Raw genomic sequence first — 25407 nt, forward strand, 5'->3', positions numbered from 1 at the left:
CTACACGGCGTCGCGCTCTCACAGTCATCACTCGAAGAGCGTCCATCCCTTACGGGTCTCGCTCTCTCGACATCGCCCGCGTTGAATCAGGCAATCCATTCCCGCGGCGCCGCAACCCGTTCGTCTCGCATCGTCACCGCGAACAGGCGCCCTCGTCGGCGTCGATACATGCCTCGTCGCGCAATCACACCGTTCCACATCATGTCGTTTTCCCGACCTGTTCGGGACACCGTCACATCCGGTTGCGCGCTTTCGTCCACAGCGCCCTTCCGGCGCATCACGCCTAGGAGTCTCTCCATGAGCACCATTTGTCTCAAGACCAATCAGCACCGGTTGATCGCCAACCTTCGGCATGCCTTCAATCCACAATCCATGCTCGGAGAGTTATTGCAGAATGCCCGGCGCGCCGGAGCCAACCATATCCTCGTCACCGCCGACGACAGCACGATCACCATCAGCGACGATGGCTCGGGGATTGCCGACCTGCAGTCGCTGATCTTCATTGCGGAGTCCGGCTGGGATCCGTCATTGCAGGTACGCGAACACGCCTTCGGTATGGGCGTGCTGTCCACGCTGTACTTCGCTGAGCACCTGTCAGTGCATTCGGGCACGCAGGCATTCCACGCGTCAACGGCCGCCATCATCCGGGGAGACGCCATCGAGGTTCATGCTGAAGGCACACGTATCGGCACGGAGATCCGACTCGACGGCGTGCAGTCACCCGATGACGGCTTCAGTCTGTCGTACTGGGTACGGCGGAAACTGGAAGGTTTGTGCGAGGCGTTTCCGGTACAGGTGTCGTTCAACGGCGACGCCATGGCCCGACCACTGACCGACTCCACACTGCCGTGGCGGGAAACGCCCGTGGGCCGGATACTGATCGACCTCGACGGATCCTCGCGCCAATGGCGCTGCTTTCTCCAGGGCCTGCCTATCGGGAATCAGCCTGCCGAGCGCAGGCACCATGTCGTGCTGCTGCACGACGACATGATCGCCCGCCTACCGGACCGACAACACCTACTCAACGAGGAAGACGATCACCGTCGCATCCAGACCTCGATCGACCACGCCTTCCGTCAGGCATTGATTGACGCGAAGATGGGTCTTGCCGCCAGCGAGTTCGCGCTGCGCTACGCCGAGACATGCCTCAGCTCCTCGAATGTCGACCTGCTTAATGACATCGGGTTCGTGCCGCGCGCCTGGTTTCGTGCCTGGAGCATCGAGCCGCCTGGCTTTCGCCCCTACTGGCGACACTATGTCGAGGATGGCGTGGTGGCCGACGAGGCGCTGGCCGCGGGCGGTGTCTGGTGTATCGAGGGCAGCGACGGCGATGAACTCGCTGCCGAAGTCTACGTGTGCGCCCGCGACGGCTTCCTGCTCGAAGAGCATCGCCTGGCCCAGGGTCACTGGTTGTACGGCCTGTTAAGGTCGATCTCGCCGGAACAGGTTGTTGTCCAGCATGGCGCGGTTCTACATGAAGACGACCGGATCAACCTGACCGACAGTGTCACGGCAGTTCTCGTCGAGTCCCTGAGTGTCGGACTGGCAGGTGAGTCCGATAACTTTCCTGTCACCGCCGTTCGCAAGGAGGACCGGCTCTATCTGACCGACCAGGCCAACTCGGTGACCCGGTTCGTTTCGGACTATGTCTTCGATGATCGCTACAGCGAGGAAAGCGAGGATGCCGACGCACGCACGCTGCGCACGTTTATCGCAATCGGCTGTTCGCAAGACCCGGCCCGCGTCGTCAGTGCATTGCTCCCGCCTTCGTTAAGCTACACGCCGCAGGCCAAACTGGCCGGGATCACGGTGCGATTGATCTTCGACAACGAAGGCAAGCTGCAGACCGTCACCACCTGATGCCTCGCCCTTCATAACGCTCCTTCGGGAGCGTTTTTCTTTGCGTGCAATGGGGGAGCGCCGATACCGGAATGACGCCGGACGTTTGCCATCCCGCTCGCCACGCTGCCCACATGTCGCTGATGAATCAGTGCCATGCCAGCAGCCACGGTCGTCCAGGCTGCGCCGCGGGTCGTCCGCGCCGACCTAACCGGTCCGCTTCGCATCATGACCGCGGACACGTGCTCCCCAGCACCGATGCCCATTCTTCCACCGGACAGGTTGCCCACTTCGTCGCTCATCGTTCCCGACGCGGCATGCCCCCGTCCCATCACTCGAGGAACACTCATGGAAACCCTTGTCCCACAGCAGCGCATCACCCTGAAGAACCTCAAGGTCGCTGATTTCGCCAGCGAGGAAACGTTGTGCTTTACCGCAACCGTGCTGTTCGACGGCGACCCCATCGCCGACGCTCACAATGACGGCAACGGCGGCATGACCTTTGTACATGCCCGCGAAAGCAAATCGCCACGACTGGCGGCAGCCAGCGCCTTTGCAGAAAGTCTGCCGGCGGTCGATCTCAATCACGGAGACGGCGACGCAGGAGAGCCGCATCTGTGCAATGTCACGCTGGATTTCGTGATCGATCTGCTCGCTGAAGCGATGCACGTCGACCGCAAGATGCGGGCGGCCTTCAGGCGCGACATCGCCAACAAGGTCCTGTTCGTCCGCGACGGCGAGCTCCGCTACCTCAAACAGGTCCGGCTCACGGCCATCACCAACCGGCCCGCCTACTTCGCCCAGATGCGTGCGCGTCACGCGACGCCCATCGTCATCCTGGCTGAGCTACAGATCGACGAAGCCTTCGCGCTCTGGAAAAAGCACACGGTGCGCGACCACTGAGCCATGCATCCCCACTGGCGGCCCTGCGAGGCCGCTGTTGATGCGAATCACGGCCAGCGCCATTGCGTATTGATCGTTCCGAGCGACGCGCGGACCCGTCACCTTCGACTTCGGTCCCACCGACAGAAGTCGGCACGCCACCCAGGTAGCCCAGATCTTCAAGGCTACGGCGCGATCGATCGCGCTGGTCTCGCTTGTACCTGACGCATTTGCGTCTTCCTCAACCACCCCCAAGGGATGCCCTCCCTTGCGGACGGGACTCCCTTGTCTATTCACAAGGAGTCTCCCATGAATCGCTCATCCATTCGCGAACAGATGCCCGTGCTGGTTGCGGGTCACGTGCCGCGCAACATCCGCAAGTTCAAGTTCAGCTGCTTTGACGATCAGCCAATGATATCCACGTTGGGCTTTCAGATCGATCCGAAGCCATTCACGGGCACGGTCATTGCCACCACGGCCGAGGCCATGGTCATCAAGACCGGACGAGCCGAATTCGCGGTGCTCGATCGCCAGTTGGCCACCCAGGTACCGACAGAAGGGACAAAGGTGATGGTGCAGCCGTACGCGCGCCGCAGGTTCGATGGCAAGCGTGCGGACACCCCCGAAGAAACGACCCATTTCACAGCGGACGGCCAGCCGTACACGGTGAAATCGATCATCCTTGGGACGGCACCGGCAAAGCTTCCGATCGCGACGCCGCAATGCCCCGAGCTGCAGGATATGGTCCAGCAACTTGAACAGTTGCCTGCACCCGACGGTTTCCGTTGCATCACTCACATGCTGGTCGATGCGAATGCGCGAGATTTCGAGGTCGTCGACCCCACCCCCGATGACATCATCCGGACACCACCGGCGATCCGTTTCACCGTCAGCAGCGACAAGTTCATCGGGCGCGTCGCCGTCCTCTACAACCGTGGCATGGACAGCTATGCCATCGAATCGCGACGCGATGGCGCACCGGTCGAATGCATCGTCAAGGATGTGTACTTCGACGACCTCGGCGACGTTCTTGCGGAGCTGATCGACGACGGTCAGTGGCGCCGCATCCGCGTGGATGTCGTCGCACCACCATCGCGCAGCGCCACCCGGCACTAATGCCTTCCTCGCTTCCTTCCCCATGGCACGTCCACCTCGCCCGGTGGACGTGCCAATCAACTTCTTTCAGGAGTCCATCATGCTGCGATTCAAGAACGCGGACCTGCGCCCCGTACTGTCTGAAGCGCTGGGAAACCAGTGCAAGATCCTTCTCGTGAAGGATCATGGCGTCTACTTCATGTCGGAGCACGACAAGCGCTTTGCCAACGGACAACCAAGACAACTCGCCTATGCCGTCGGCTGTCATCCGGAGATCGACCCCTTCGATCAATGGTATGCGCTCGCTCATCACGAGCTCGGCGGCGATGACATGGCGGAATACTTCGATCCGGCGACAGACGAGGTCTTCCAGCGCATCTTCAACAGCAAGGACGATCTCACCGTCGCCGTCACACCCACTAGCGTGACCTTGTGTGCCGTCGCCCTACGGCGCGGCAAGCTGTGACACCCCCCCTGCATCGGCCCCCGTCTCGGGGGCATTTTTTTACGCCTGCAGATTGTCACGACCGACGATCTGGCGGGACAACGCGTAGCGGTACTCGATGCACAACGAAATCAGGCGTCCCATGAGTGCGCATTCCTGCTCGAATTCGCGGTGCGGCTGACCCAGGCTGGGATCATGTCCCGCTGACGTGTCAGCGACATGCCCAGGTAGCCCGATCTTCAAGGCTACGGCGCGGTGTTCACCGCGTTGATCACTCCCGTTCGCACCGGCATCCATGCGCGAACAGCCACTGACTCGATCAGCGGCGATGCCAATCACGTTGTTCCCGGATCGCTCGATCCATCGACCCGCGCGGGGGTTTCACACCTCCCCGCCGGGGTCGGGTGTGTCTCCGCATTTTCCTCCAGGAGATTCATCATGACCACCTCATCCAATCCGAAAGTCTATTTCGACCTGCACATCACCGGCATCGGGTATCTCAATCGAATCCGCGAAGTGAAACCCAAGAAAGGCGATGCCTTCCTGGCCTGCGACATCGCGGCCCTCAACGGTCCCAGCGACGATGTCTCGTACGTGCGTTTTGACACGCGTGTATCGGGTACGGAAGCGCAGCATCTCGTCCGTCGCTGCATGGATGCCGTCAAGGAAGAGAAGAAAGTGCTGATCGCGTTTCGCCTGGGCGATCTGTGGGCCGACACCTTCACCTACACCAAGGGGAAGCGCGTCGGCGAGCAGGGTGTGAGCTTCAAGGCACGCCTGCTGTTTATCAGCTGGATCAAGATCGACGGCAAGGAGTACTACAAGGCCGAACCGAAATCGTCCGACGCCGACGAACGCGAGACACCCGCTCCCGCAGCTGCCGACACGCCCACCGCGCAGGAAACACCGACGCCGGAATCATCCGGGTCAGTCGCCGATCCTGATGCGGACGTTCCCGCAATGGCCGCTGGCGATTCGTTCTGATCCACAAGGCCCCGCTCGCCGGGGCCTTTTCCTCTCCCATGAACACACGTCGCCGGGCATGCCCGTGTCCGCGACACGTGCTCTCCTATTTCCTACAGGAGGCATTTCCATGATCACGATTCCCGGCCAACTGGCCATCAAAACCATTCACGGCCGAAACGGCGATTTCAATGTCGGCCGCCTGGCGACCTCGATTGGCGAATTTGTCGTCAAGGACGCCGAACTCGACCAGTATCAGGAAGGCAAGTACGACGGCGATTTTTCGATCGCCCGGATTGGCCCTTCGACGTACAACACCAACGGCCGCTGGGTTCTGGAAGTCCGCGCCCATCTGGACGGCATGACCTTGTCCAACATCGATGCCCTGACGGGCGATGAATCGCATCGTCTGAGTTCACAGGAAGTGGATCCGATCGACGAGGAAGCACAAGCCTCCGCCCCGGCCACATCCGGGACGAGGGCCAAGGCGAGGTCCCGCAACCCGCGTGATCCCCTTGTCGATACCACACCGTTCGGCACCGAGCCGCCTGTCGCCTCCGCCGGATCCTCGGTCGAAGCCGACGACGCCGTATTGTTCGGCGACCTCTGGCCGCTGGGCGAAACCGTCAAGCTCGACGCAACGATCGAACGTCGCATCCTGCGTCTGCAACGTGATCGCCTCGGCGCTCTGGGCTACGAGTTCAGACCGCTGCCGCACCAGGACTGGCACCGACTCACCGCCGCCTGAAGGCACCCTGTCGTCACTGTCCACCACCCGCCGGGGTTCGCCCCTCCGGGGAGCGCTCCGGCATTTTCCCGAAGGAGATTCTCATGGGTTGGCTTTTCTTGCGGCAATCCCGCCACGAACTGATTCAGCAACTGATCGAACCCACCGACAACGGGCCGCTTCGTTCCAACGTTATCGCCCATGCGCTGCGCGGCAACGTGCTGTGGTCTGTCGTGCACGTCACCGACCAAGGGGATGGCGCCCTGCCGGGGCTCACGCATGACGACGGGTATTGCTACATCCGCTGCGACCTGCTGCAACGCTCCGGCGATCAGTGGGGTTACAAGCCGATGGATGAATCGATGCACCCGTACTACTACTCCTGTCCGCTCAGCTATCTGGCGATGGCACCCGAGCAATCGGCCGAGTGGCGCGAAGGCGTGCGGGCGTATCACGCTCGCCGGCGCACGCCCATGGCCTCGACAACGACGCCCATGGCTTGAACCCGGGAGAACCTGCATGGACCCGATCCTTGCCTCCCTCCCGATGTCGTTGCTCGCCTACGTCGAAGGACACCTGTCCAATGATGAGGTTTCCTCGGACGAAGAAATGCTCGACTACTTCGTCGTCAACGGACTTACGGACGTACAGGCACGCCAAGCCTTGACCTACCGCGGCCGCTATCTGCGCAACCTCTACCGCACCGGATTTACACCGATCAGCAACCCCGGCGTGGTGCTTCGCTACAACCCGCACAAGCGCGACTTCGAGACCGAATAGCGCGTTCCTTCATCCACCCCAAGGGGCAGTCATTGCCCCGGCGGGCGGTGCTGCCTCCTTCTTCATCGAGGACATCACCATGCCTGCATCCGAACCCTCCAAGACGCTGTACCGCATCGACGAATGCCCCGACCTGATGGCCGACGGCTGCGTCAGCGACGAATACGGCAACCTGGTCTTCCTGTCTGTCTGGGCACGCGACACCGCCATCCAGGAGTTCCTCGCTCGCCTCACCCTCGGGCATGACGAGCAGGGCCTGGAAGAGTGCCACGTCATCACCGAACAGGCTGGCGCAATCCCGATTGTTATCGGCAACGTCGACCGCCTGGAAAAACGCTTTACGCGCGCATACCGGCGCACCCTGTTCGGCTCGATGGTCCACCTGTGGCTGTTCGATCGTCGCTGCATCCGGCCGGACAAAACCCATGCCAGCGCCATGGCACTCCTTCCCCACGACTCGCATCGCCGGCTCGATCATCTGTGGGCGCTGGTACAGGACACCTGTCCGTTGCCGCTGCTCCCTCACTGGCGCGAAACCGTGCTGGAGCTCTTGCGGACCCAGGCGATGCTGACTCGCCTTCCGCAAGCCCTCGGGCCGCTGGAAGGCTATCGGCTTGCCATCGATGTTCCGGCGCTGACCCAGACACTTGGCGATCTGATCCGCGCGGGTGCGCTCGGCACCGCCGCGGTTGAACCGGTCTCGCGCGTACCGCTGCGGCGCGCCGCGTGACGCATCCACCACGGGCATGTGCATCTCGCATGCCCTTCCCTTCCTCATCCCACCGGAGAACATCCATGGCTCTCATGTTCGCGCGCCTGGCGCGCAATTTCATTCGTAATGGCTACTTTCCCACCGATGAACCGACGCTGGAGCGGGCCTTGTCCGCGCTGGCGCCAGCCAACGGCGCCATGTGCATTCTTGATCCATGCGCCGGCGAAGGCGCGGCAATCGCCGAAGCCGCTCATGCCCTCGGGCACGAGCAGGTCCACACGTTCGCCGTGGAGTACGACGCCGAGCGTGCGCAGCACGCCCGGTCACTGGTCGATCACTGCCTGCACGGCGACCTGATGGATACGCTGATCTCCCGCCAGACCTTCGGACTGCTGTGGCTGAATCCGCCGTACGGCGACCTCACCAAAGACGCCAACGGCAACATCGGCTACCAGGGCCAGGGCCGCGCGCGGCTGGAAAAGCTGTTCTACCAGCGCACGTTGCCGCTGCTGCAATACGACGGCGTGCTGGTCTTCATCGTGCCGTTCTACGTGCTCGACGCCGAGCTGGTCGGATGGCTGACGCGCCACTTCGCCGATCTGCGCATCTACCGTGCGGTAGAGACGCAGTTCCGGCAGGTCGTCATTTTCGGTCGGCGGGTTCGCCCTCACGCCCTCGCCTCGGACGCGGTCAAAGCCACGCGCGCTCTGCTGCTCAAGATCGGGCAAGGCGATATCGACGCTGAAGAGCTGCCGGTCACCTGGCCGTTCCTGCCCTACACCGTTCCTGCCAGCCCGGCCGAGCCGGATCACTTCTATCGCGTAACGATGGAGCCCGCGCAATTCGCCGATGAGGTCAGTCGGCTGCAAGGACTCTGGCCGTCGCTCGATACGCACCTGGGCGCCGCACAGCAGTCGCCGCGGCCACCGGCACGTGCCTTGTCCCACTGGCATCTCGCCCTGGCGCTCGCCGCCGGTGCAATTTCCGGCGTCGTGCAGTCGAAGAGCGGTCGCACGCTGGTCGTCAAAGGGGATACCCACAAGGAGAAAACCCTGCAGACGGAATACACCGAACGCGACGACGGCTCCGTCGCCGAAACACGCATCCTCACCGACCGGTTTGTACCCGTCATCCGCGCCTGGGACATGACACCGGACTCCCCCACCTGGGGCGAGGTGCTGACCATTCGCTGATCTTCACCCGGACGGTTCGCCGTCCCTTCATCCACCCGCCGGGGCCACGACCCCGATGGGGCGCCGTGGCCCTTCATGCTCGACAGGAGGCCACCATGGCTTTGATATCTTACCTTCGTTCCCACGTTCCACCTGGACTCATCTCACGTTTCGAGCCCGGTCGAATCGTCATGACGCGCGGCATCCACGATCTGAGCGAACGCGGCCTGCTGACCTGGCCGTACCTGGTTCGCCATCTCGGTGGCGACTGGGGCGATCTCGACGCCCACGACCGGCGTGTCAACGACACCGCGCTCGAATCCGGCGGGCGGCTGCTTTCCTCCTATCAGGTCACGCCCGACCTCACGCTCTGGATCATCACCGAAGCCGATCGCGGCGTCACCACGCTACTGCTGCCAAGCGAGTACTGACCCGCGCCAGCGGCGGCCATGCACCGTTCATCTCATCCCACCCGGGAGCCTGTCGCTCCCAACCGGGACGACAGGCCTCCTTCCTCTGGAGGTCACCCGCATGCTGATTTTTAACTTTGGATCCTTGTCCGTCGCCATCGGCGATCCGCGATTCAACCCAGGATCACTGGTCACCAGTACCGGCGTCACCGCACTCGAACAACGCGGCCGGCTGTTCGCCGCGCTGTACCTGCGTCGCCATCTCAACGGTGACTGGGGCGATGTGACGGACGCCGAATGCAGGGCCAACGACATCTTTCTGCGCAATGGCGGACGGCTGCTGTCGCGGTACCGGATCGCTTTCGACATCGAGCTTCAGATCATCACCGAAGGCGATCGCAGCACGACCCAGATGCGGCTCGCCGACGAAGCGTCGTCCGCATCTCATCCGTTTTCCTGAGTTCTTTTTTCTCTCTTCCCCCCACGGGCATGTCACCGCCCCTCGGGGCGGTGCATGCCCCTTTCTTCTCAAGGAGCATCACCATGTCTCTCGATACCGAAACGCAACGCGATGCCGAACTGCAGGGCGACCTGCTGGAGCCGGGCACCTCTCCTCTCACGTTCAGCCTGCCGGACTTCGTGTCCGAGTTCGGCGACGATCTGCTCGAATCGCTCAACCGCGCCAATCCACCCGTCTATGCGGGCCTGCCCAGAGACCATCGGCAGCTCGTGATCACGGGGCTCAAGCGGATCCTGTTCCCTGCGCAGGCCGACGTGGTTCACGCGGTGGCCGAACTGCTGGTCGATCGCGGCGAACGTGCCGCCATCGTCAATGGTGAGATGGGTTGTGGCAAGACGACCGTCGGCATCGCCACAGCCGCCGTGCTCAACGCCGAAGGCTACCGTCGTACGCTGGTGCTCTCGCCGCCGCACCTGGTCTACAAGTGGCGGCGCGAAATCCAGGAGACGGTCGCTGGCGCGAAGGTCTGGGTTCTCAACGGACCGGACACCCTTATCAAGCTGCTGAAACTGCGCGAGCAGCTCGGCGTGCCGGCGCAGGGTCAGGAATTCTTCGTCCTCGGCCGGGTGCGGATGCGCATGGGGTTCCACTGGAAGCCCGCGTTCGTCCGCCAGCGCACCCTGCACGGCAACGAAGGCGCGTGTCCTCTTTGCGGCCATGTCATCACGGATGTCGACGGCGAAGCGATCAACCCGGTCGAGCTCGAAGCCGAAGAATCGCGCCGCATCTGCAGCCAATGTTCGTCACCTCTGTGGACACTGATCCGTCCCAGAAGCCTATCCTCCAGCGACCAGTCGTCCGCCGTGCTCCGGGCACTCAAGCGCATCCCCACGATCGGCGAAGTCACCGCGCAGAAGCTGATGCAGAAATTCGGCGATGCGTTCCTGGCGTCGATGCTCGGCGACAACGTCCATGAGTTCATCAACCTGATGGACGATCGCGGCGAACTGGTGTTCTCCGACCGTCAGGCCCATCGCATGGAACGCGCGATGGCCGCGATGGAGTTCGGCTTCGGCGAGGGCGGCTACCAGCCGTCCGAGTTCATCAAACGCTACCTGCCGCAAGGCACGTTCGACCTGCTCATCGCCGACGAGGCGCATGAGTACAAGAACGGGGGTTCGGCCCAGGGCCAGGCGATGGGCGTGCTCGCCGCAAAGGCGCGCAAGACGCTGCTGCTGACCGGCACGTTGATGGGCGGTTACGGCGACGATCTTTTTCATCTGCTGTTCCGCGCCCTGCCCGCTCGGATGATCGAAGACGGCTACCGGCCGAACAAGAGCGGCAGCATGACCGCGGCGGCGATGGGGTTCATGCGCGATCACGGCGTGCTCAAGGACATCTATGCCGAAAGCACCGGCACGGCGCACAAGACCGCCAAAGGCACCAAGGTCTCGGTGCGCACGGTCAAGGCACCGGGGTTCGGTCCGAAAGGCGTGCTGCGTTGCGTCCTGCCGTTCACGGTGTTCCTCAAGTTAAAGGACATCGGTGGCAACGTGCTGCCACCCTACGAGGAGGAGTTCCGCGACATCGTCATGACACCGGACCAGGCGCAAGCCTACCGTGGCCTGTCGGGCACGCTGAGCATGCACCTGCGTCAGGCGCTGGCACGGCGTGACACGACCTTACTCGGTGTGGTTCTCAATGTGCTGCTTGCGTGGCCCGACACGTGCTTCCGCGCGGAATCGGTCAGGCATCCCCGGACCCGCGAGGGACTGGCCTTCGTTCCCCCGCAGTTCAACGAGCTGCAGGTGATGCCGAAGGAGCGTGAACTGATCGATGTCTGCAAGCAGGAGAAGGCCTACGGTCGCAAGACCCTCGTCTACAGCGTCTACACCGGCACGCGGGATACCACGTCCCGCCTGAAACTGTTGCTGGAGCAGGAAGGCTTCAAGGTGGCGGTACTGCGCGCAAGCGTGGATGCCTCCCGCCGCGAGGACTGGATCGCCGAGCAACTCGATCGCGGCATGGAGGTGCTCATCACGAATCCCGAGCTGGTGAAAACCGGCTTGGACCTGCTGGAGTTTCCGACGATCGTGTTCATGCAGTCGGGCTACAACGTGTATTCACTGCAGCAGGCGGCGCGTCGCTCCTGGCGCATTGGTCAGACGCAGCCGGTCAAGGTGATCTATCTGGGCTACGCGGATACGTCGCAGATGACGTGCCTCGGCTTGATGGCCCGGAAGATCATGGTGTCTCAGAGCACCTCGGGCGATGTGCCCGAGTCGGGCCTGGATGTACTGAACCAGGACGGTGATTCGGTCGAAGTCGCACTGGCACGCCAACTGGTGCATTGATGATGTAAGTCGTTCGGACGACCCCATTGGGGTCGTCTTTTTTTCACGATGACTCCGGCACCGGTATGTTCAGCCTGCGATTTTCGCTCTCAGCCGAACCGAATACCAAAGAGTCCGCCATCTTCAGTGGCGTCGGTCAAGCGTGTGGGAAGTACATAGTCGTTGAGATCGAAACCTTCGATGGTTTCCTTGAAGGCGTCGTCTTCATTCATCGTTACGATGTACTGAAAACCCAGTTCGTTTGATATCTCGGCGCCAAGACGTAACGCGCTGATGACCTGCCGCCCATCAACGCCATCGAACAGATGGCTGTCGTGAATCAGAAATCCGGGACCCATCTGACGCTTGGCGCACAAGCGCATGAGCATCATGTCGAAGCAGAAAATCTGCATGTTCTTGATGCCCTTGCTGCGTTCACCCTGCATCGGAAACTTGAACATCGGTCCATTAGAGGTTTCATCGACCGTCATGCTGCCAGCCGATTCATACAAACGTTGCGAGGTTTCCTCGAACGCGACGATGGCCTCCGCCAGGCGATCCTTCTGCTCGGCGAAGTCGCGCCGCAAGCGTATCGTGAGTCGATTGCGCTCGATCTCCAACTCGTTCTTGGTCCCTTCGAGTTGCTCTGCGGCTTCGAAGCGCTGCCGCAGCGATTCCACTTCGGACTCCAGCCGGCCCAGTTCTCCCTGCAGCTTGAGGAATTGTTCCAGCGCACCATGGCTCTTGAGGATGCCCAGGATTTCACCACGTCGCTGGTCGAGCTGCGCCTTCTTGCTGTCACGCAACTCGATACGTAGCTTCGCTGCTTCGAGTTCGCTGGACAGATAGTCCTTGCGATTGCGCACCACCGATTCATGGAAGCTCTTCACGTCCTCATAGCGTCGTTTCACCAGGCCAGGAAGCACAATACCTGCTTCTTGGTAGACGGCCTGAAGGTCTTCCAGGTCGGGGGGAATCTCGGAGGCCAGTGCGCCTTCCAGGTCGCGGATAGCAGAGAAGTCGATGGTATTGGCATTGGCCAACTCATTGAGCTGCCGTGTCAGCGTGGAGCTTTCAACTTCCAATGCCCGGTATTCCGGCAACACCTGGAAGGTCTCGATTTCTGCATGGAGTTTCTTAAGACGAGCTTCTTGCAGGGTCAACTGCGTGCGCAAGTCTGCTGCCTTGCCGATGATCGAGCCGAACGCACCGTTTCCGGCCGCCTTCTTCAGCTCTTCCAAAGTCTTTTCACGATCGCGAACAGCTTGCCAATCGCGTGCAATCTGCCAGTCCAACCCGAGCAGAAACATTAGCGCCATCTGCAGGTCGCCAGTCCCTTGCATCCCGGCCTGCTTCTCCGGCGTCATGAATGCACCACTTGCCTGTCGGCGCACGAAGTAGGCGAACAGCGACCGGAACGAAGGTGGTTTGCTGCCCGCCGCTTCGAGGCTGCTCAATCCGAACATTTGTTCGCCGAGAAAAGCGCACCATTCGGATGCTGATAATTTGACCTTTGCAGCCGGCGGGGTCGTCACAAAAATCTTGGCTTTGGCGCTACCACTGCGCTCAACGACAGTGCGCCCAGCCTTCAAATCGAAGTCCATACCGAAGAGACATTCGGCCAGTTCCGGGATACGGAAAATAGATTCCGGGCCGGCTTCGGAGCCTGTCAAGAAATGCACAAGTTCGACGAAACTGGTTTTACCTGCGCGATTGCGCGTTTGCTTGGTGCTCGCACCCTCGGTTTTTTGGGCAAGCAGCACATTCAGGCCGGGCTTCAGATCACCGAAATTCTTGAAAGTGGGCAGCGTGCTGAAAATGTGGTGAATCAAGCTGTCCTCCGTGCCACAAGGCCGCTGTCGAGTTCGATGGCCCCAAGGGCGTACAGAAGGTCGAGGGAGAGCAAGAACCAGTCGTAGGCAATTCGCCGCGGCATTGCAGCAGTCAGGTCTGCGTCATGCCTGTTCAATTCCTCCCACAGAGCGGAGACAGTCTTCGGGCGGCCGAGAAAGTTCAAAACATGCGCGCCAACGGTCAACAGCGCGCGGTCCTGAGGGAGATGCTTGGACGGCAGAATCATGCTGCCCCCACCGCTCGAGCGTCTTCGAAAATCTCACACTTGTCGAACAGGTACGCCATGACGGCCAGCACCGCCGCCTTATGCATGGGCGTGGTATTCGCCACCCCCCCGGCCCACTGTTCGAGCCGCCCGAAAATCTCATCAGGATGGAGCTGGGGGACCCTGTCCCGCAGTGCCACGTATTCGTTCTTGAACGCCAGTGCGATTTGCTCGCCGTAGGTAGGATTTTTCCAGTTGTCGAAGAACTGTGTGACGAGCGGCGATTTTTGCATGCCGATCTTCAGAAAATCGGCGACAGCCTGAGACAGAAGGTTTGCCTCGATCTTCCCGCGTGACACGTCCTTCACTTCACTCGTCGTAGGTACCGGCGTTATGCTGATGTGAGTGAGCACAGCGATCAGGTCGCTGTAGCCCAGATTGATGTTCGCTTCCATCGTCAGCGAGGGGCCGAACCAGGATTCAAGATCGTGCAGACTCAACTGGCGGAACGCCGCCAGCATCTCCTCGTATCCGCAGTGGCCGATCTTGATCTTTGGGTTTTCTTGTCCGAGCTCAGCTAGCACTTCGATGATGTGCGGCCCCAAGCGGCCATCGGGTGCGTTGTGGACAAAGCTCCACTCGTCGAAGTATTTCTCCCAATGCTCTTTGGCGCCCTCGAAATCCTCGTTGATCTTCTTGATGGCTTCGGCGGCGCTCAACTCATTGGGGGCGTAGCTCTGGAACAGGATTCGCGCCGAAGGCAGATATCCATCGTTTTTCCGATCGCCTACATTGCCCCAAGGGCGGCATGCCATGAAATCGTTGGGGTAAGCCTTTGACATCAGCTTCTCGAACAGGCGTTGAAATCCGTCCCCCTTCGATTCCAAGAAGGCAATGCGGAAATCTTTTTCGTAATTGAGCTGCTGTATGCGATCCATGGGGTCAGGGTTGTGACTGGATGTTGTTAGATTTCTTCAGGCAAAACCTCATGGCCTCTTGGTATCCGATAAAGGCTGCGCGCGATTGATATCAAAGGGAAGCGCTCTATCCGCCGCAATGCGAGTGAGCAGCATCCGGATGGCATCCGAAACGGACAAACCCATTTCGGCCAGCACGTTAGTGGCTTCCTCTTTAATATGCCCGTCAATCCGGGCACGAACGACATCGGTACTCGCCATCGCTGCGCGCTCAAAATATTTGTAGCTACATTGTGGCCCATTTGCGCTTTCAGGTCACTTGCTTTTTAACGCGGTTAGCGCCTGCGTCCGATTGATGGCTGACGCAGGTCTGCGGCGCCGCGATGGTGACGTCTCCTCCAGCCTGGGGACCCCACGCATGTTCCAGCCTCCGTACCCGATCCCATCCGCACGATGCCGCCGCATGGCGTGGCTGCTCGCCGGCATCGTCCTGAGTTCAGGATGCGCGACCTCCGCCGCGCTGTCCCCACCGGCCAACGCATCCACCACGGTGGCGCTGGCACCCGCCGAGGCAGTGACGCCGATTCCTGTGGTCCGCTATGGCCGCTATGCGCTGGTCGAACTCGGCGCAGACGCCGCGCAACGCTACCTGATGCAGCAGGTGATCGACATCGCGCTGCCCGGCACAACAAACGCCACCGTCGGCGATGCGGTGCGCTACCTGCTGCTTCGCTCCGGCTACCAGCCGTGTGCAGGCGATGGCGAGGCCGGCCGATTGTACGCGCTGCCGCTGCCGGCGGCCGATCTGCATCTGGGCCCGATGACCCTGCACGATGCGTTGCGGACGCTGGCCGGATCCGCATGGCACGTGCAGGTGGACGAAGCCAACCGCGGAGTCTGCTTTACCCCGACCGCGACAACCGCGGCATCGACGGTCGCGCCCGTCTCCCCGCCCTCCGGCGCCGACGGCACTCCCGGCGCGGCCCGGCCCATGGAGTCGGTGCCGGCTGCGGAGGCCCAGCCATGACGCCTCCTCCCTTGCCCGCATGGGCGCCACGTCGGCGCCTGCTGCCCCTCGCCGCAGCGTTGTGGCTCGCGGTGATCAGCTTCGGCGTGTGCATGGATCACCTCGCGTTGTCGCACCTTGCGCGGAGTACCGAGCGTAGCGCGCCACGGACCGAGGTGGCCGCGTTGCAGCGCAGCCAGTCCGATATCGTGCAACAGCTGGCCGCACTCAAACGTCAGCCGGAAGCCGTCAGCCGGGCGGACCTCGCCATCGCTAGCCAGGCCACCGACCAGCGCATCGCCGCGCTCGAGCATGCGATCGACGCCCGCGCGAGTGCCGACGAAATGACCGCGCTCCAGACCCGCGTGAGCCAGGTCGAGACCACCCTGATCGGCGCGCGCCCGAAACCATCCCGCAGCGTCGCGCATCGGCCCGCGGCTCACGAACCGAAAGCGGTGACACCGCCATTCGCGCTGCGCGGCATGGAACTGCGCGGGGGCGAAATGTTCCTGTCCATTGCACCAGCCACCGATGCGCCATTGGATCAGGCGACGCTGCTACGGCCCGGTGAAACGACCGAGGGCTGGCAGCTTGAATCGGTCGACGGCCACACCGCGACGTTCCGCGCCAACGGCGTGAGTTATCCGTTGAGCGTTCCAGGGACCGCGCCATGATCCGGCTCGCCCACGGTCTCACGGTCGCGCTGGCGCTTCCGGCCGTCCTGATGTCCGCGACGCAGGCGCAACCGGCCGCGGTTGGCACCACGAACCGTTCGAGTGCGATGCAAGTGTCCATCGACGTCCCGCGCCAGGACGCGCAAGCGCTGGCCCGCGCGTGGGGATTGCACGACGACGAATGGACCCGCTATCAGCAACTGATGCAGGGTCCGCTCGGTCTGGCGTCGCCCCAGCTCGACCCGCTGAGCGCCCTCGGCATCGAAGCGCGCTCGGACGCGGAACGCCGGCACTATGCCGAGCTGCAGGTGCAGTTCGAGGTCCGTCGCGTCCAGAAGGAACTCCGTTACCAGCAGGCCTACGATGCCGCGTGGAAGCAGCTTTATCCAACCCTGCAGCCGGTGAATCTGCACGCGCCCGCGACCGACACGGCGGCGTCGGCCGACGTGCCCGGCCGTCTCGCCGTCTTCGTCAAGGACGGATGCGCGGCCTGCGACGATCGCGTACGCGCTCTGCAGGCGCAAGGCAGCACTTTCGATGTCTACATGGTGGGGAGCCGGCAGGATGACGGACTGATCCGTCAGTGGGCGCAGCACGCCGGCGTCGATCCGGCCCGGGTGCGCGCGCGCACCATCACGCTCAACCACGACGCCGGCCGGTGGCTGTCGATCGGTGGTCAGGGCGATCTGCCGGCCATCGTCCGGGAAGTCGACGGGCAATGGCAGCGTCAATAGCCGCGGGAGCGATCGCGGCCGTGGGCGCTCTCCTGCTGGCCACGACGATACCGGCGCGCGGGCAGGAACTGCCGCCACCGGCGTACCAGTTCGCGGCCCTAGGCGCCCGCGTACCCCCCGTGGTGCTGTTTGCGGTGGCGCTGCAGGAGAGCGGCGCGTGGCTGCACGGTCGACTGGTGCCGTGGCCGTGGACGCTCGACATCGCCGGCACGCCATCTCACTACACGAACGCCGCCAGCGCCTGCGACGCGTTGCAGCGCGCGGTACGCGCGGTGCCCGCGACGCGCATCGACGTCGGACTCGGCCAGGTCAATCTCGGCTACCAGTCGAGCCGCTACCGGCAGCCCTGCGAGCTGCTGGATCCCTATCGCAATCTCGCCGTTGCCGCGACGATCCTGCACGAGCAGCACGGCGCCGGCGAGGATTGGCTGCTGGCGGTCGGTCGCTACCACCACCCGGCGGGCGGCCCCCTGGCGGCGTCCTACCGCAGCCGTGTGCACCGGCACCTGGTCCGCGTACTCGGTGGCGACGGGCTCGCCGCCACGCCCTGATACGACGGCGTCGAGCGACACAAATAGTGGAAAGCGCCACGTTGATTCGAACGGGCTTTTTCTAACCGATCCACACCTACTTTGGCCGGCGCCGTGGAATATGGAAACTCCGGATGGTTGCGCCACAGATAGCGAAAATTCCCGACCTAGGTCAGCAGGTCTGAATCGACCGGTCAGACTACAGAACCAGGCATGCGGCAATAACCGGCCCAGATTGTGGCAAAACGCGTAGCCACTGGGAATTGACGGAACCTCTCTCGGCGCAGGTCGCGGCTTGTCGATTGCGGCAACCCGAACGTCAAATCACAGCGGAACATATCGCAAAGGCTCGACAACCCCGTACGGGCATCACGCCCGCATCGCCTTCATAACCGCTTCTGAACCGAGTAGCTTGATCACCCGCTTCATTTTGTACGCCAGCACATGCAAGCTCATCTCCGTGCTCACCCGCTCGATGGTTCTTGTCAGGAAATGAGTAGCGCCCATCCATGCCTTGATCGTGCCGAACGGGTGCTCGACAGTCTGTCGCCGGATGCGCATCATCTCAGGCGCATGATCAAGTCGCGCCTGCATCTCATCAAGAACAGCTTCGTGTTCCCAGCGTGTCACGCGACGTTGAGGGCCTGGCGTGCAGCTCCCTTTTAGCGAACATTGCTGGCAGTTCGAACTCCAATACTTACTGATCTTCAGGCCGCGCTCAACGGTCGAGAATCGCCAGATGAGCCGCTCGCCTGCCGGGCACCGGATTCGTTCGTCTTTGCGTTGTAAATGAAGTCTTCCTTGCTGAAGCGGCCGTGAGCCGTTGCGCTCGATGTAACCGTCTTCGGAACGAACACCGTTATTCCAGCCTCATGGCATGCGAGTATCTCCTCGCTCTTGTAGTAGCCGCGATCCGCAACTGCGGTGAGCTTGTCAACGGCCATCTCTGCACGGGCAAGCTTCGCCATCGACGTCAACTGATCACGATCAATGCCATCATTGGTAACGACGTGCGCGACGATCAGATGGTGCTTCGTGTCAACCGCCGTCTGGACGTTGTAGCCGACCACTCCCGTTCCTCGTGTCTTCATCGAACGGACGTCCGGATCTGTGAGCGATACCTGTCCGTCCGGCGCTTCGTTTAGCTTCACCTCGATCTCCTTGAGGCTTCGCATCTGTTCCTTCAAGGCTGCAATCTTGTCCTGCAGTCGCTCTGTTCTGGCCTTCGCGATGGCAGGCTCCTGACGATCCGCCGTGTCCATCGCTTCGAGATAGCGGGCGATACTTGACTCGATGTCGCGCATGCGCCGCTCGAGCTTGGCGCTCGTGAAGTTGCGGTCGCGATGGTTCACCGCCTTGAACTTGCTGCCGTCGATCGCAACAAGCGCTTCGGCGAAGAGGTCCAGACGCCGGCATAGCAAGACGAACTGACGGCAGACGCTGCGAATCGCTTTGCCGTTGTCTTTACGGAACCGCGCAATGGTCTTGAAGTCAGGCGCCAGGCGGCCCGCGAGCCACATCCGTTCGACGTTGCGCTGGGCCTCGCGTTCAAGGCGACGACTGGGTTGAATACGGTTCAGGTAACCGTAGATGTAGATCTTGAGCATCACCTCGGGGTGATACGACGGCCGACAGGTCAGCGCCGGTTCAACGCCTTCAAACCCGAGCTTATGAAGATCAAGCTCATCTACAAAGACATCAACTACGCGCACGGGATTCGTGTCCGTCACGTTGTCATCAAGCGCTTCTGGGAGGAGAAAGCTTTGCGTACGATTGTCGCCTTGAACGAACCGTTTCATCTTGCTCATCCCCCGCTATCGGATGGAAAATTTTAGCGCTCCAAAAATTCGTTTTGACACAATCTGGGACAAAAGCAGACACTGACAAGCGTCCGCTTTTGCGGGGCGCAAAGAGGCACCAAATGGATACAGTCAGCCCCACCTTTGGCATGCAAGCGTGACTAGTATTGGGGGGGGGGGCTTGATGGCCCCGATGGGAATCGCAGCTAGGCGGAAGCTGCCGGAATTCGTTTCCGCGGTCGCTGCTAGAATTCGGCGCTAGAAGCTTGGCTCGACCTCACCCATTTTGATGTGCATCTATGTCGCGCGCTTGGAGGGCCAGCCGGGTTCACCGAAAACATCGAGAGGTCGCGCATGCCCAGCGCCGTCAATGAAGCCTTTGCAGATCAGAGCGTGTCACCTTCGGATGAGATCACCGCTCTTATGCGACATCGGATCCTGCGGTACCTGGACTCAAGGTCCGATCCCGACATTTATCAGAGCCTGCGCAATATGTCGGAGTTCGTTTCCGACGACTACGGCAGCCGGTTCCTCATCGAGCTGATCCAAAACGCGCACGATGCGCACGACAGCAAGCGCTGCGATGGCGAAATTGCGATCGTTCTCGATCCGGATGATGGCCCGCACGGCTGCCTGTACGTCGCCAACCGGGGGGCGGGCTTCATCTGGGACAACGTCAAGTCGATCAGCAACATCGCGCTGAGCAGCAAGCCTGTCAACGCCGGCATAGGCAACAAGGGGATCGGGTTTCGCAGCGTCTTACAGATCTGCACTTGGCCGGAGATTTTCTCGGCGCACGGAGTTGCGGACACTGGCCGCTTCGATGGCTACTGCTTTCGCTTCGCAACGGAAGATGACCTGCGAGAACTAGTCGGCGCGCATCCATCGCCAGCATTGGACGCCCGGGACATGGCCCGCGAGATGGCCGAGAACATGCCGTGTTGGCACATTCCTTTGCCGGCGGACCTGCGCCCGGACGTTGCCCGGTTCGCCGCGGCCGGGTTCGCGACGGTAGTGCGCCTGCCGCTCAAGTCCGACGACGCACTGTCGCTCGTCCGCACCGAGATCGACCACTTGCTGCAGCTACAGACGCCGCTGCATCTCTTCCTCAACCGCGTCGGCTGCATATCGATCTCCCGCGATGGGCTCGGCGAAACGCGCTTGGAGCGCAAGGTGCTGCAGACTTGGTCCATCCTGCCCCGAGGCTGGAAGGCCGACACACCGATCGAGTACCGGCGCGTACAACTAGGCTCCGAGGCCTTTCTGCTGGCGGACTGGAACATCGACGAGGAGCTCTTTCGTAAGACCCTAGAGTCAAGTCTCGCAAAGAAGGAGATCCCGGAGGCTTGGCGCAAGTGGGAAGGTGCCGCGTGTGTGAGCGTCGCCGTGCCACTAGGCCGATCGATCGACCTCGGCAGGCTCTACTGCTTCCTCCCCCTAGGCCCCGAAGGCAGAGCGCCGTTCGCTGGCTACATCAACGCCAACTTCTATACGAAGATGGATCGGCGCACTGTCAATGATGCGATCGGGCTCAACAGCTTCTTCCTTCGCATGGCCGCGTGGGTCAGCTGCCAGGCTGTCGGCTTCCTGATTGAGCAGAACTGGGCCGAGTCGCCGGCGGCGGCAGTGAGCCTGCTGTGCTGGGATGATGCCTACTTGGCGCAGCTGCGCCACGGTCTCGGCGACGATGGCAAGGGAATCCTGATGCGAGCGCTGCTGCCCGTGCGTGGGCTTGGTAACACTGTTGCCTGGGCGCCCGCCGAACGCACGGTCGGCTGGACTGCCGCACCCGACGCGTGGCTGTCGACACAGAGCCTGTGCGAGGTGGCCGGTGTATCAGTGCTGCTCGATGCCCTGACAGTCACGCAGCGCAACGCACTAGATCATCTGTACCAACGGCTGCGGGGCACCGGCTTCGCGCCGACGCCAGCGATGATCGCCGACTGGGTCGAGAAGATCGCGATCCGCGCACATGCGGACGGCGTGCCTGCTCTGCAGTGGGGCGCGTTCTACGACGAGATCGCGCACGCACTCGCAGACCATCCCCAGGTGCTGTTTGGCAAGCGCTTCCTTCTGAGCGTGAATGGCGATCTCATCCGAAGCGATCCGCCGACCGCGACGCCGCGTGGTCGGCGCGCTGCGGACGTATACTTTGCGCCGGTAATGGCCGTCGATGCGGACGCCGACGATAGCGAGAGCAAGCGTGCGCTGCCGTTGGAAGAGATGCCCGCGCGCTTGCGCAGTGGCTTTGCGTTGCTCAGCCGCGATGTGCCGTGGTCAATCGATGGGGGGCAGCGGCCGGGCCGGCTCTTCCTCGTCTCCGGCAAGCTCGCTCGCGATTACGACACGCGTGACGTGATCCGCACGCTCGCCGCCGTCACGCGCAGCGAGGTCGCCGACAGCACGCGTCAACAAGCGCTTGAGTGGTCCTTCCGTTTGTTGAACAGCGCTCGATCCTTGTCCGAAAAGGAGACTAAGGGGGCACAGTTCTTCCTTCCCTGTGTGGGCGGCTGGCAGTTGGCAGAGTCGGCAATGTTCGGCGGGGGTTGGAGCGTGGATAACGGTAAGCGCCTCGAGACTTTCTTGGGGCATGCCGAGGCTCACTCGAAAGATCTCGAGCAGGTTCGCACGCGCCTGCTTCCTGCGTTTGAGGATTGGCCGATCCGGAATGGCGCCGAAACGGCCTGGATTCACTTCCTGACGGCGGCCGGCGTGACGGACTGCCTTCGGCCCATCGGAGGGGAAAAGCTTGCGCCCGAGCAGAGCGGCACGCCGCACGCGCTGGCATGGTCTATCTCCAGATCGGTGTCTGGCATGGACGAGACGCTCTGTGTGTCGTGGCGCGATCAGATGCTGCAAGCAGCCGCGCATTTGTACAGCTCCCGCAACTATCGCAGTGAGTTGGCTGCTTGGCGCCTGCCGGGACAACACGAAGCGACCCGATTCTCCGCCGAGCTGCGCAGGGACTATGCGGTTCAAATAGCCCGGTCCATCCGGGCACTGAATTCAGACCATCTCGAGTTCCGGGTCATGCGCGCGGGCGTCGGTGCAGTGTCTTCGGAAGTTCGGCGATGGCCGACACCGCTGCACGCCTTCCTCACGCGCGGGGCGTGGTTGCCGATTGTCCGGCAGGGCTCGGCTCTCAACTTCGTGGCGCCCGGTCAGGCGTGGTTCTTCCAGGAAGATGAGGAGCGCCCACCGCGCTTCATGGATCTCATGGCCTCCCAGGTGGCACTGACGTTGGATGCGACGACGTTGCAGTGGCTCTGCGAGCATGCGTCGTTGAGCGTCTTCAACAATGACAAGTATGCTGGCCGCGCGATTGCTGCCATGGCCACCGCCGCGGCCCACGGCATCTCGGACTTGCGCGAGGTGCGGCGGTTCACAGACCTGTTCCGCCGGCTGTGGATGCGCGCGCAGACGCTGGGGCAAGTGCCCGCGCCCTCCACGTGCGTTCCAGTGCGCCACGGTGGCTCGATCACTGCCGTCCACAAGACCGGCGGAGCAATCACTTCCGCGTACTTGGACGACCAGCATGACGTCTTGCGGACCCAGTTGCTCGAGGAAGTGGGCGAGGCAGTATTCGACTTTGTCCCCGGCGATGCTGCCGGTGTCTGGGAATGGGTCCTCGCCACGGCGCCCGGCCGGTTCAAGCAGATTTCCACGGAGGCGCTGGAAGTCTTCCTGGACGGCGTCAAATTCGATGAGGCGGCGAGATGGCCGTTGCTAACCGAGGTTGTGGGCCCTTGGATCATCGACTTTCTGTTGTGCGTGGCGGAGCACAAGGGCGGCTCGTTTGTGAAGGCAACGCAGAACTCGCTTGGACGCCTGCGGCGCACGGCGATGAGCCTAGGCATCGCCTTCGCCGAGAACATCCAGATTGCCCACGGGGAACGTCGCCTGGCGCTTCCGGGCTTGCTACGCGGAGCCTTGGTGTTGCCGACGCCACAGGGCTCCGTCCTCGCAGTGCAGGCCAGCCGGTCCGACATGAGCCTAGAGTCGCTGGCGTCGATTGCAGGCCATCTGGCAGCTGCACTCTCAATGCGGGAAATGGCTCACGGCCTGGAGGCGGCCCTCCTGCGCCTCGCAAGGCTGCAAGGGGACGCACCGGATGAGCCGCCTGGGGACGACACCGTTGCGTCGGCACTGGGGATAGAGCCTGGGTCAATCAAGAGGACGCGGGAACTGGCCAGCGGCGATCTGAGAAGCCTGCTGCATTTCGCGCTGCCGTTGGCGGCCTGTCTGTCGACGCCGCAGGTTCTGGACACCTTGGTGCATTTGGTCGACGACCAGGATCCTCCGCACGATACTCTGCACGCCGCGCTTGAGACATTGGCGACAAACATCGGCATGCCGCTGGCAACGTTCGAGCATCGCATGATATCGGTCAATGACATGCGTGACTTGATGGTCGAGTTTGGGTTGCCAATCGCAAAAATGAATGCAGCGATGGAGCAGCTCGGCGGCGTGTATAAGCCCGTCAGCAACGAAGCGCAGCACCGGGATGAGTGGAGCCGCTACCTGCGCTTGCATATGACGGCGATCGTGGAGCAGCTGCGCCAGCGCATTGCTGGCCGCTTCGATCGCGGCGAGTCACTTGAGGCCTATGCGAAGGCGCGCGAGGCTGTCCTGAGTATCGCGCCGGACGTCGCATGGTTCAGGCGATATGACGAATTGCCGGAACCGGTGATGGTCGGGCAAATCGACCAATGGATTGCGGAGCAGCTACCGAGCGATCCGTCGCAGAGCCCCCTCGACCTGTCGATCGCCGAATGCCGGACGACGAACAGCGGCCGCCTACGCGATTTTTGGGAACGCTTCGGGCCGGTCCTGTCTGCTTGGGTTCGCGCACGGACGTCTGGAGTGTCTGCCGACCTCAGGCAGGCTTGGCTGGACCCCATGCTGACGCGCGAAGTCGAGGCCGCTCGCGCGCGCGATCACGGCTGGCTGGACTTCCGAACCCTTGACGACGCGACCATTGCCAAGTGGCTGACGATGGATGGAATTTGGCCGAGTGGTCAGCCGGTCGTCGCGGACCCGCTGGCCTGGGGGCTCACGCCCGACGCCGTCCTTACCAGCGCGCAGCGTGCGCAGCGAGAGCGCGAGGAACAACAACGACGCCGCTCGGACGTCAGTTTCGCGGGCCAGGCGTACTCGGGTCACAAAGAGGCTTACGCTGACATCGCCGCCGCTGTGGCAGGGACAATTGCGAATGCGCCGGCGCTGTCGAAGGTGACGCCGACCGAGGCTGCATTGAACGACATGGTGCCGCCATCCGGTGGAGCACCGGGAAGCGGATCGGGCGGCGGAGGAACGCGCACGCCGCCTGAGAACCCGATGTCCGAGGTCCAGAAGAAGGCCGTGGGTCTGCTTGGCGAACTATGGGCGCGGGAATGGATCCGCCGCCGACACGGACTCGATGCCGTGGACGAAAGTATGTGGGTCTCGGGCTACCGCGACACAGTGCTGGGCGTTAGTGGGGGCTTGGACACACTGGGCTACGACTTCATTGTCGCCACCAAGAGCCGCACGTACTACTACGAGGTAAAAGCGAGCACGGGCGATCCGCGGCGTTTCGAGATTGGTCCAACAGAGATCATCACGGCACAGCGGTATCGCAGTGATCGCGAGCATCGGTACCGCATCCTCTACGTGTCAAATGTGGACGATCCTGAACGCGCGCGGATCAGCATGCTGTTCAATCCGTTTTCGATGCGGGGGGAGGCGAAATTCAGGATGGTGGGCAAGGGCAGTGTGATCTACGAATTCGATCCGGCATAGCACACGCTTGGCATCGTTGGCGCCGGCTCAGTGTGGGAGAAGACGGCGCCCGCCTGTCGCCAGGCCTAGCGCCATCGCTGGAAGCAAGA

22 protein-coding genes and 1 pseudogene are annotated in these 25407 nt (G+C 62.2%); 18 read left to right on the forward strand and 5 right to left on the reverse strand.

What is annotated here, in order from left to right:
• Positions 1-297 precede the first annotated feature (297 nt).
• The 13 genes from BM438_RS06080 to BM438_RS06145 all read left to right on the forward strand — a co-directional run bounded on the left by BM438_RS06080 (position 298) and on the right by BM438_RS06145 (position 11839).
• Complete coding sequence (locus tag BM438_RS06080; protein ID WP_093633415.1) at positions 298-1860, forward strand: ATP-binding protein; 1563 nt, start codon at positions 298-300, stop codon at positions 1858-1860.
• 327 nt (positions 1861-2187) lie between these two features.
• On the forward strand, positions 2188-2742 hold the full coding sequence (locus tag BM438_RS06085) for a hypothetical protein (protein ID WP_093633416.1): 555 nt from the start codon (positions 2188-2190) through the stop codon (positions 2740-2742).
• A 288-nt stretch (positions 2743-3030) separates the two neighbouring features.
• Positions 3031-3837: a GTPase gene (locus BM438_RS06090; RefSeq protein ID WP_093633417.1), complete on the forward strand. Its 807-nt coding sequence runs from the start codon at positions 3031-3033 to the stop codon at positions 3835-3837.
• 79 nt (positions 3838-3916) lie between these two features.
• Complete coding sequence (locus BM438_RS06095; protein WP_425270724.1) at positions 3917-4282, forward strand: DUF3085 domain-containing protein; 366 nt, start codon at positions 3917-3919, stop codon at positions 4280-4282.
• Between the two features lie 417 nt (positions 4283-4699).
• Complete coding sequence (locus BM438_RS06105; protein ID WP_093633419.1) at positions 4700-5245, forward strand: STY4534 family ICE replication protein; 546 nt, start codon at positions 4700-4702, stop codon at positions 5243-5245.
• A 109-nt stretch (positions 5246-5354) separates the two neighbouring features.
• Positions 5355-5972 (forward strand): DUF3275 family protein, encoded by a 618-nt coding sequence (locus BM438_RS06110; protein ID WP_093633420.1) that lies wholly within the window; start codon positions 5355-5357, stop codon positions 5970-5972.
• A gap of 83 nt (positions 5973-6055) precedes the next feature.
• Positions 6056-6454, forward strand: coding sequence for a hypothetical protein (locus tag BM438_RS06115; protein WP_093633421.1), 399 nt, complete (start codon positions 6056-6058; stop codon positions 6452-6454).
• Positions 6455-6470: 16 nt separating this feature from the next.
• The gene (locus tag BM438_RS06120) at positions 6471-6731 is read left to right on the forward strand and encodes a hypothetical protein (protein WP_093633422.1); all 261 of its coding nucleotides are present in this window, start codon (positions 6471-6473) and stop codon (positions 6729-6731) included.
• Positions 6732-6810: 79 nt separating this feature from the next.
• Positions 6811-7461 carry a hypothetical protein gene (locus BM438_RS06125; protein ID WP_093633423.1) on the forward strand — a complete coding sequence of 217 codons (651 nt, stop codon included), beginning with the start codon at positions 6811-6813 and terminating at the stop codon, positions 7459-7461.
• Positions 7458-8636 carry a DUF6094 domain-containing protein gene (locus BM438_RS06130; RefSeq protein ID WP_425270725.1) on the forward strand — a complete coding sequence of 393 codons (1179 nt, stop codon included), beginning with the start codon at positions 7458-7460 and terminating at the stop codon, positions 8634-8636. The genes BM438_RS06125 and BM438_RS06130 overlap by 4 nt, the downstream gene beginning before the upstream one ends.
• Positions 8637-8731: 95 nt before the next feature.
• Complete coding sequence (locus BM438_RS06135) at positions 8732-9046, forward strand: hypothetical protein (RefSeq protein ID WP_093633425.1); 315 nt, start codon at positions 8732-8734, stop codon at positions 9044-9046.
• 124 nt (positions 9047-9170) lie between these two features.
• On the forward strand, positions 9171-9485 hold the full coding sequence (locus BM438_RS06140; RefSeq protein ID WP_244179267.1) for a hypothetical protein: 315 nt from the start codon (positions 9171-9173) through the stop codon (positions 9483-9485).
• A gap of 83 nt (positions 9486-9568) precedes the next feature.
• Positions 9569-11839 carry a helicase-related protein gene (locus BM438_RS06145; RefSeq protein ID WP_167378315.1) on the forward strand — a complete coding sequence of 757 codons (2271 nt, stop codon included), beginning with the start codon at positions 9569-9571 and terminating at the stop codon, positions 11837-11839.
• Positions 11840-11928: 89 nt separating this feature from the next.
• Here the strand turns inward: BM438_RS06145 and BM438_RS06150 are convergent, their stop codons facing one another.
• From BM438_RS06150 to BM438_RS06165, 4 genes are read right to left on the reverse strand one after another with little or no spacing between them, the layout of a single operon-like run.
• Positions 11929-13650: an ABC-three component system protein gene (locus BM438_RS06150; RefSeq protein ID WP_093633427.1), complete on the reverse strand. Its 1722-nt coding sequence runs from the start codon at positions 13648-13650 to the stop codon at positions 11929-11931.
• Positions 13647-13898, reverse strand: a complete 252-nt coding sequence (locus BM438_RS06155; RefSeq protein WP_093633428.1) for an ABC-three component system middle component 6 — start codon at positions 13896-13898, stop codon at positions 13647-13649. Before BM438_RS06155 ends, BM438_RS06150 begins: the two co-directional genes overlap by 4 nt.
• A complete protein-coding gene (locus tag BM438_RS06160) occupies positions 13895-14815 on the reverse strand; it encodes an ABC-three component system protein (RefSeq protein WP_093633429.1) in 921 nt (306 codons plus the stop codon). The genes BM438_RS06155 and BM438_RS06160 overlap by 4 nt, the downstream gene beginning before the upstream one ends.
• A gap of 48 nt (positions 14816-14863) precedes the next feature.
• On the reverse strand, positions 14864-15055 hold the full coding sequence (locus BM438_RS06165; protein WP_093633430.1) for a type II toxin-antitoxin system RelB/DinJ family antitoxin: 192 nt from the start codon (positions 15053-15055) through the stop codon (positions 14864-14866).
• Positions 15056-15257: 202 nt separating this feature from the next.
• Here BM438_RS06165 and pilL2 point away from each other — a divergent pair, with 202 nt between their 5' ends.
• The 4 genes from pilL2 to BM438_RS45380 are packed head-to-tail and all read left to right on the forward strand — an operon-like array spanning position 15258 to position 17759.
• Positions 15258-15821, forward strand: a complete 564-nt coding sequence (gene pilL2 / locus BM438_RS06170) for a PFGI-1 class ICE element type IV pilus protein PilL2 (protein WP_093633431.1) — start codon at positions 15258-15260, stop codon at positions 15819-15821.
• Positions 15818-16474: a hypothetical protein gene (locus BM438_RS06175; RefSeq protein ID WP_093633432.1), complete on the forward strand. Its 657-nt coding sequence runs from the start codon at positions 15818-15820 to the stop codon at positions 16472-16474. Before pilL2 ends, BM438_RS06175 begins: the two co-directional genes overlap by 4 nt.
• Before the next feature lie 50 nt (positions 16475-16524).
• Positions 16525-17208 (forward strand): TIGR03759 family integrating conjugative element protein, encoded by a 684-nt coding sequence (locus BM438_RS06180; RefSeq protein WP_093633649.1) that lies wholly within the window; start codon positions 16525-16527, stop codon positions 17206-17208.
• On the forward strand, positions 17193-17759 hold the full coding sequence (locus BM438_RS45380; protein ID WP_093633433.1) for a lysozyme family protein: 567 nt from the start codon (positions 17193-17195) through the stop codon (positions 17757-17759). Before BM438_RS06180 ends, BM438_RS45380 begins: the two co-directional genes overlap by 16 nt.
• Before the next feature lie 348 nt (positions 17760-18107).
• On the opposite strand, the pseudogene BM438_RS06190 reads toward BM438_RS45380, so the two are convergent.
• Positions 18108-19537: pseudogene (locus tag BM438_RS06190) on the reverse strand (IS1182 family transposase).
• A gap of 354 nt (positions 19538-19891) precedes the next feature.
• On the opposite strand from BM438_RS06190, the gene BM438_RS06195 reads away from it, so the two are divergent.
• Complete coding sequence (locus tag BM438_RS06195; RefSeq protein ID WP_093633434.1) at positions 19892-25318, forward strand: sacsin N-terminal ATP-binding-like domain-containing protein; 5427 nt, start codon at positions 19892-19894, stop codon at positions 25316-25318.
• The last annotated feature ends 89 nt before the right edge of the window (positions 25319-25407 follow it).

Origin of the sequence: Paraburkholderia aspalathi (genome assembly GCF_900116445.1) — a bacterium.
In the GTDB taxonomy this organism is placed as follows: domain Bacteria; phylum Pseudomonadota; class Gammaproteobacteria; order Burkholderiales; family Burkholderiaceae; genus Paraburkholderia; species Paraburkholderia aspalathi.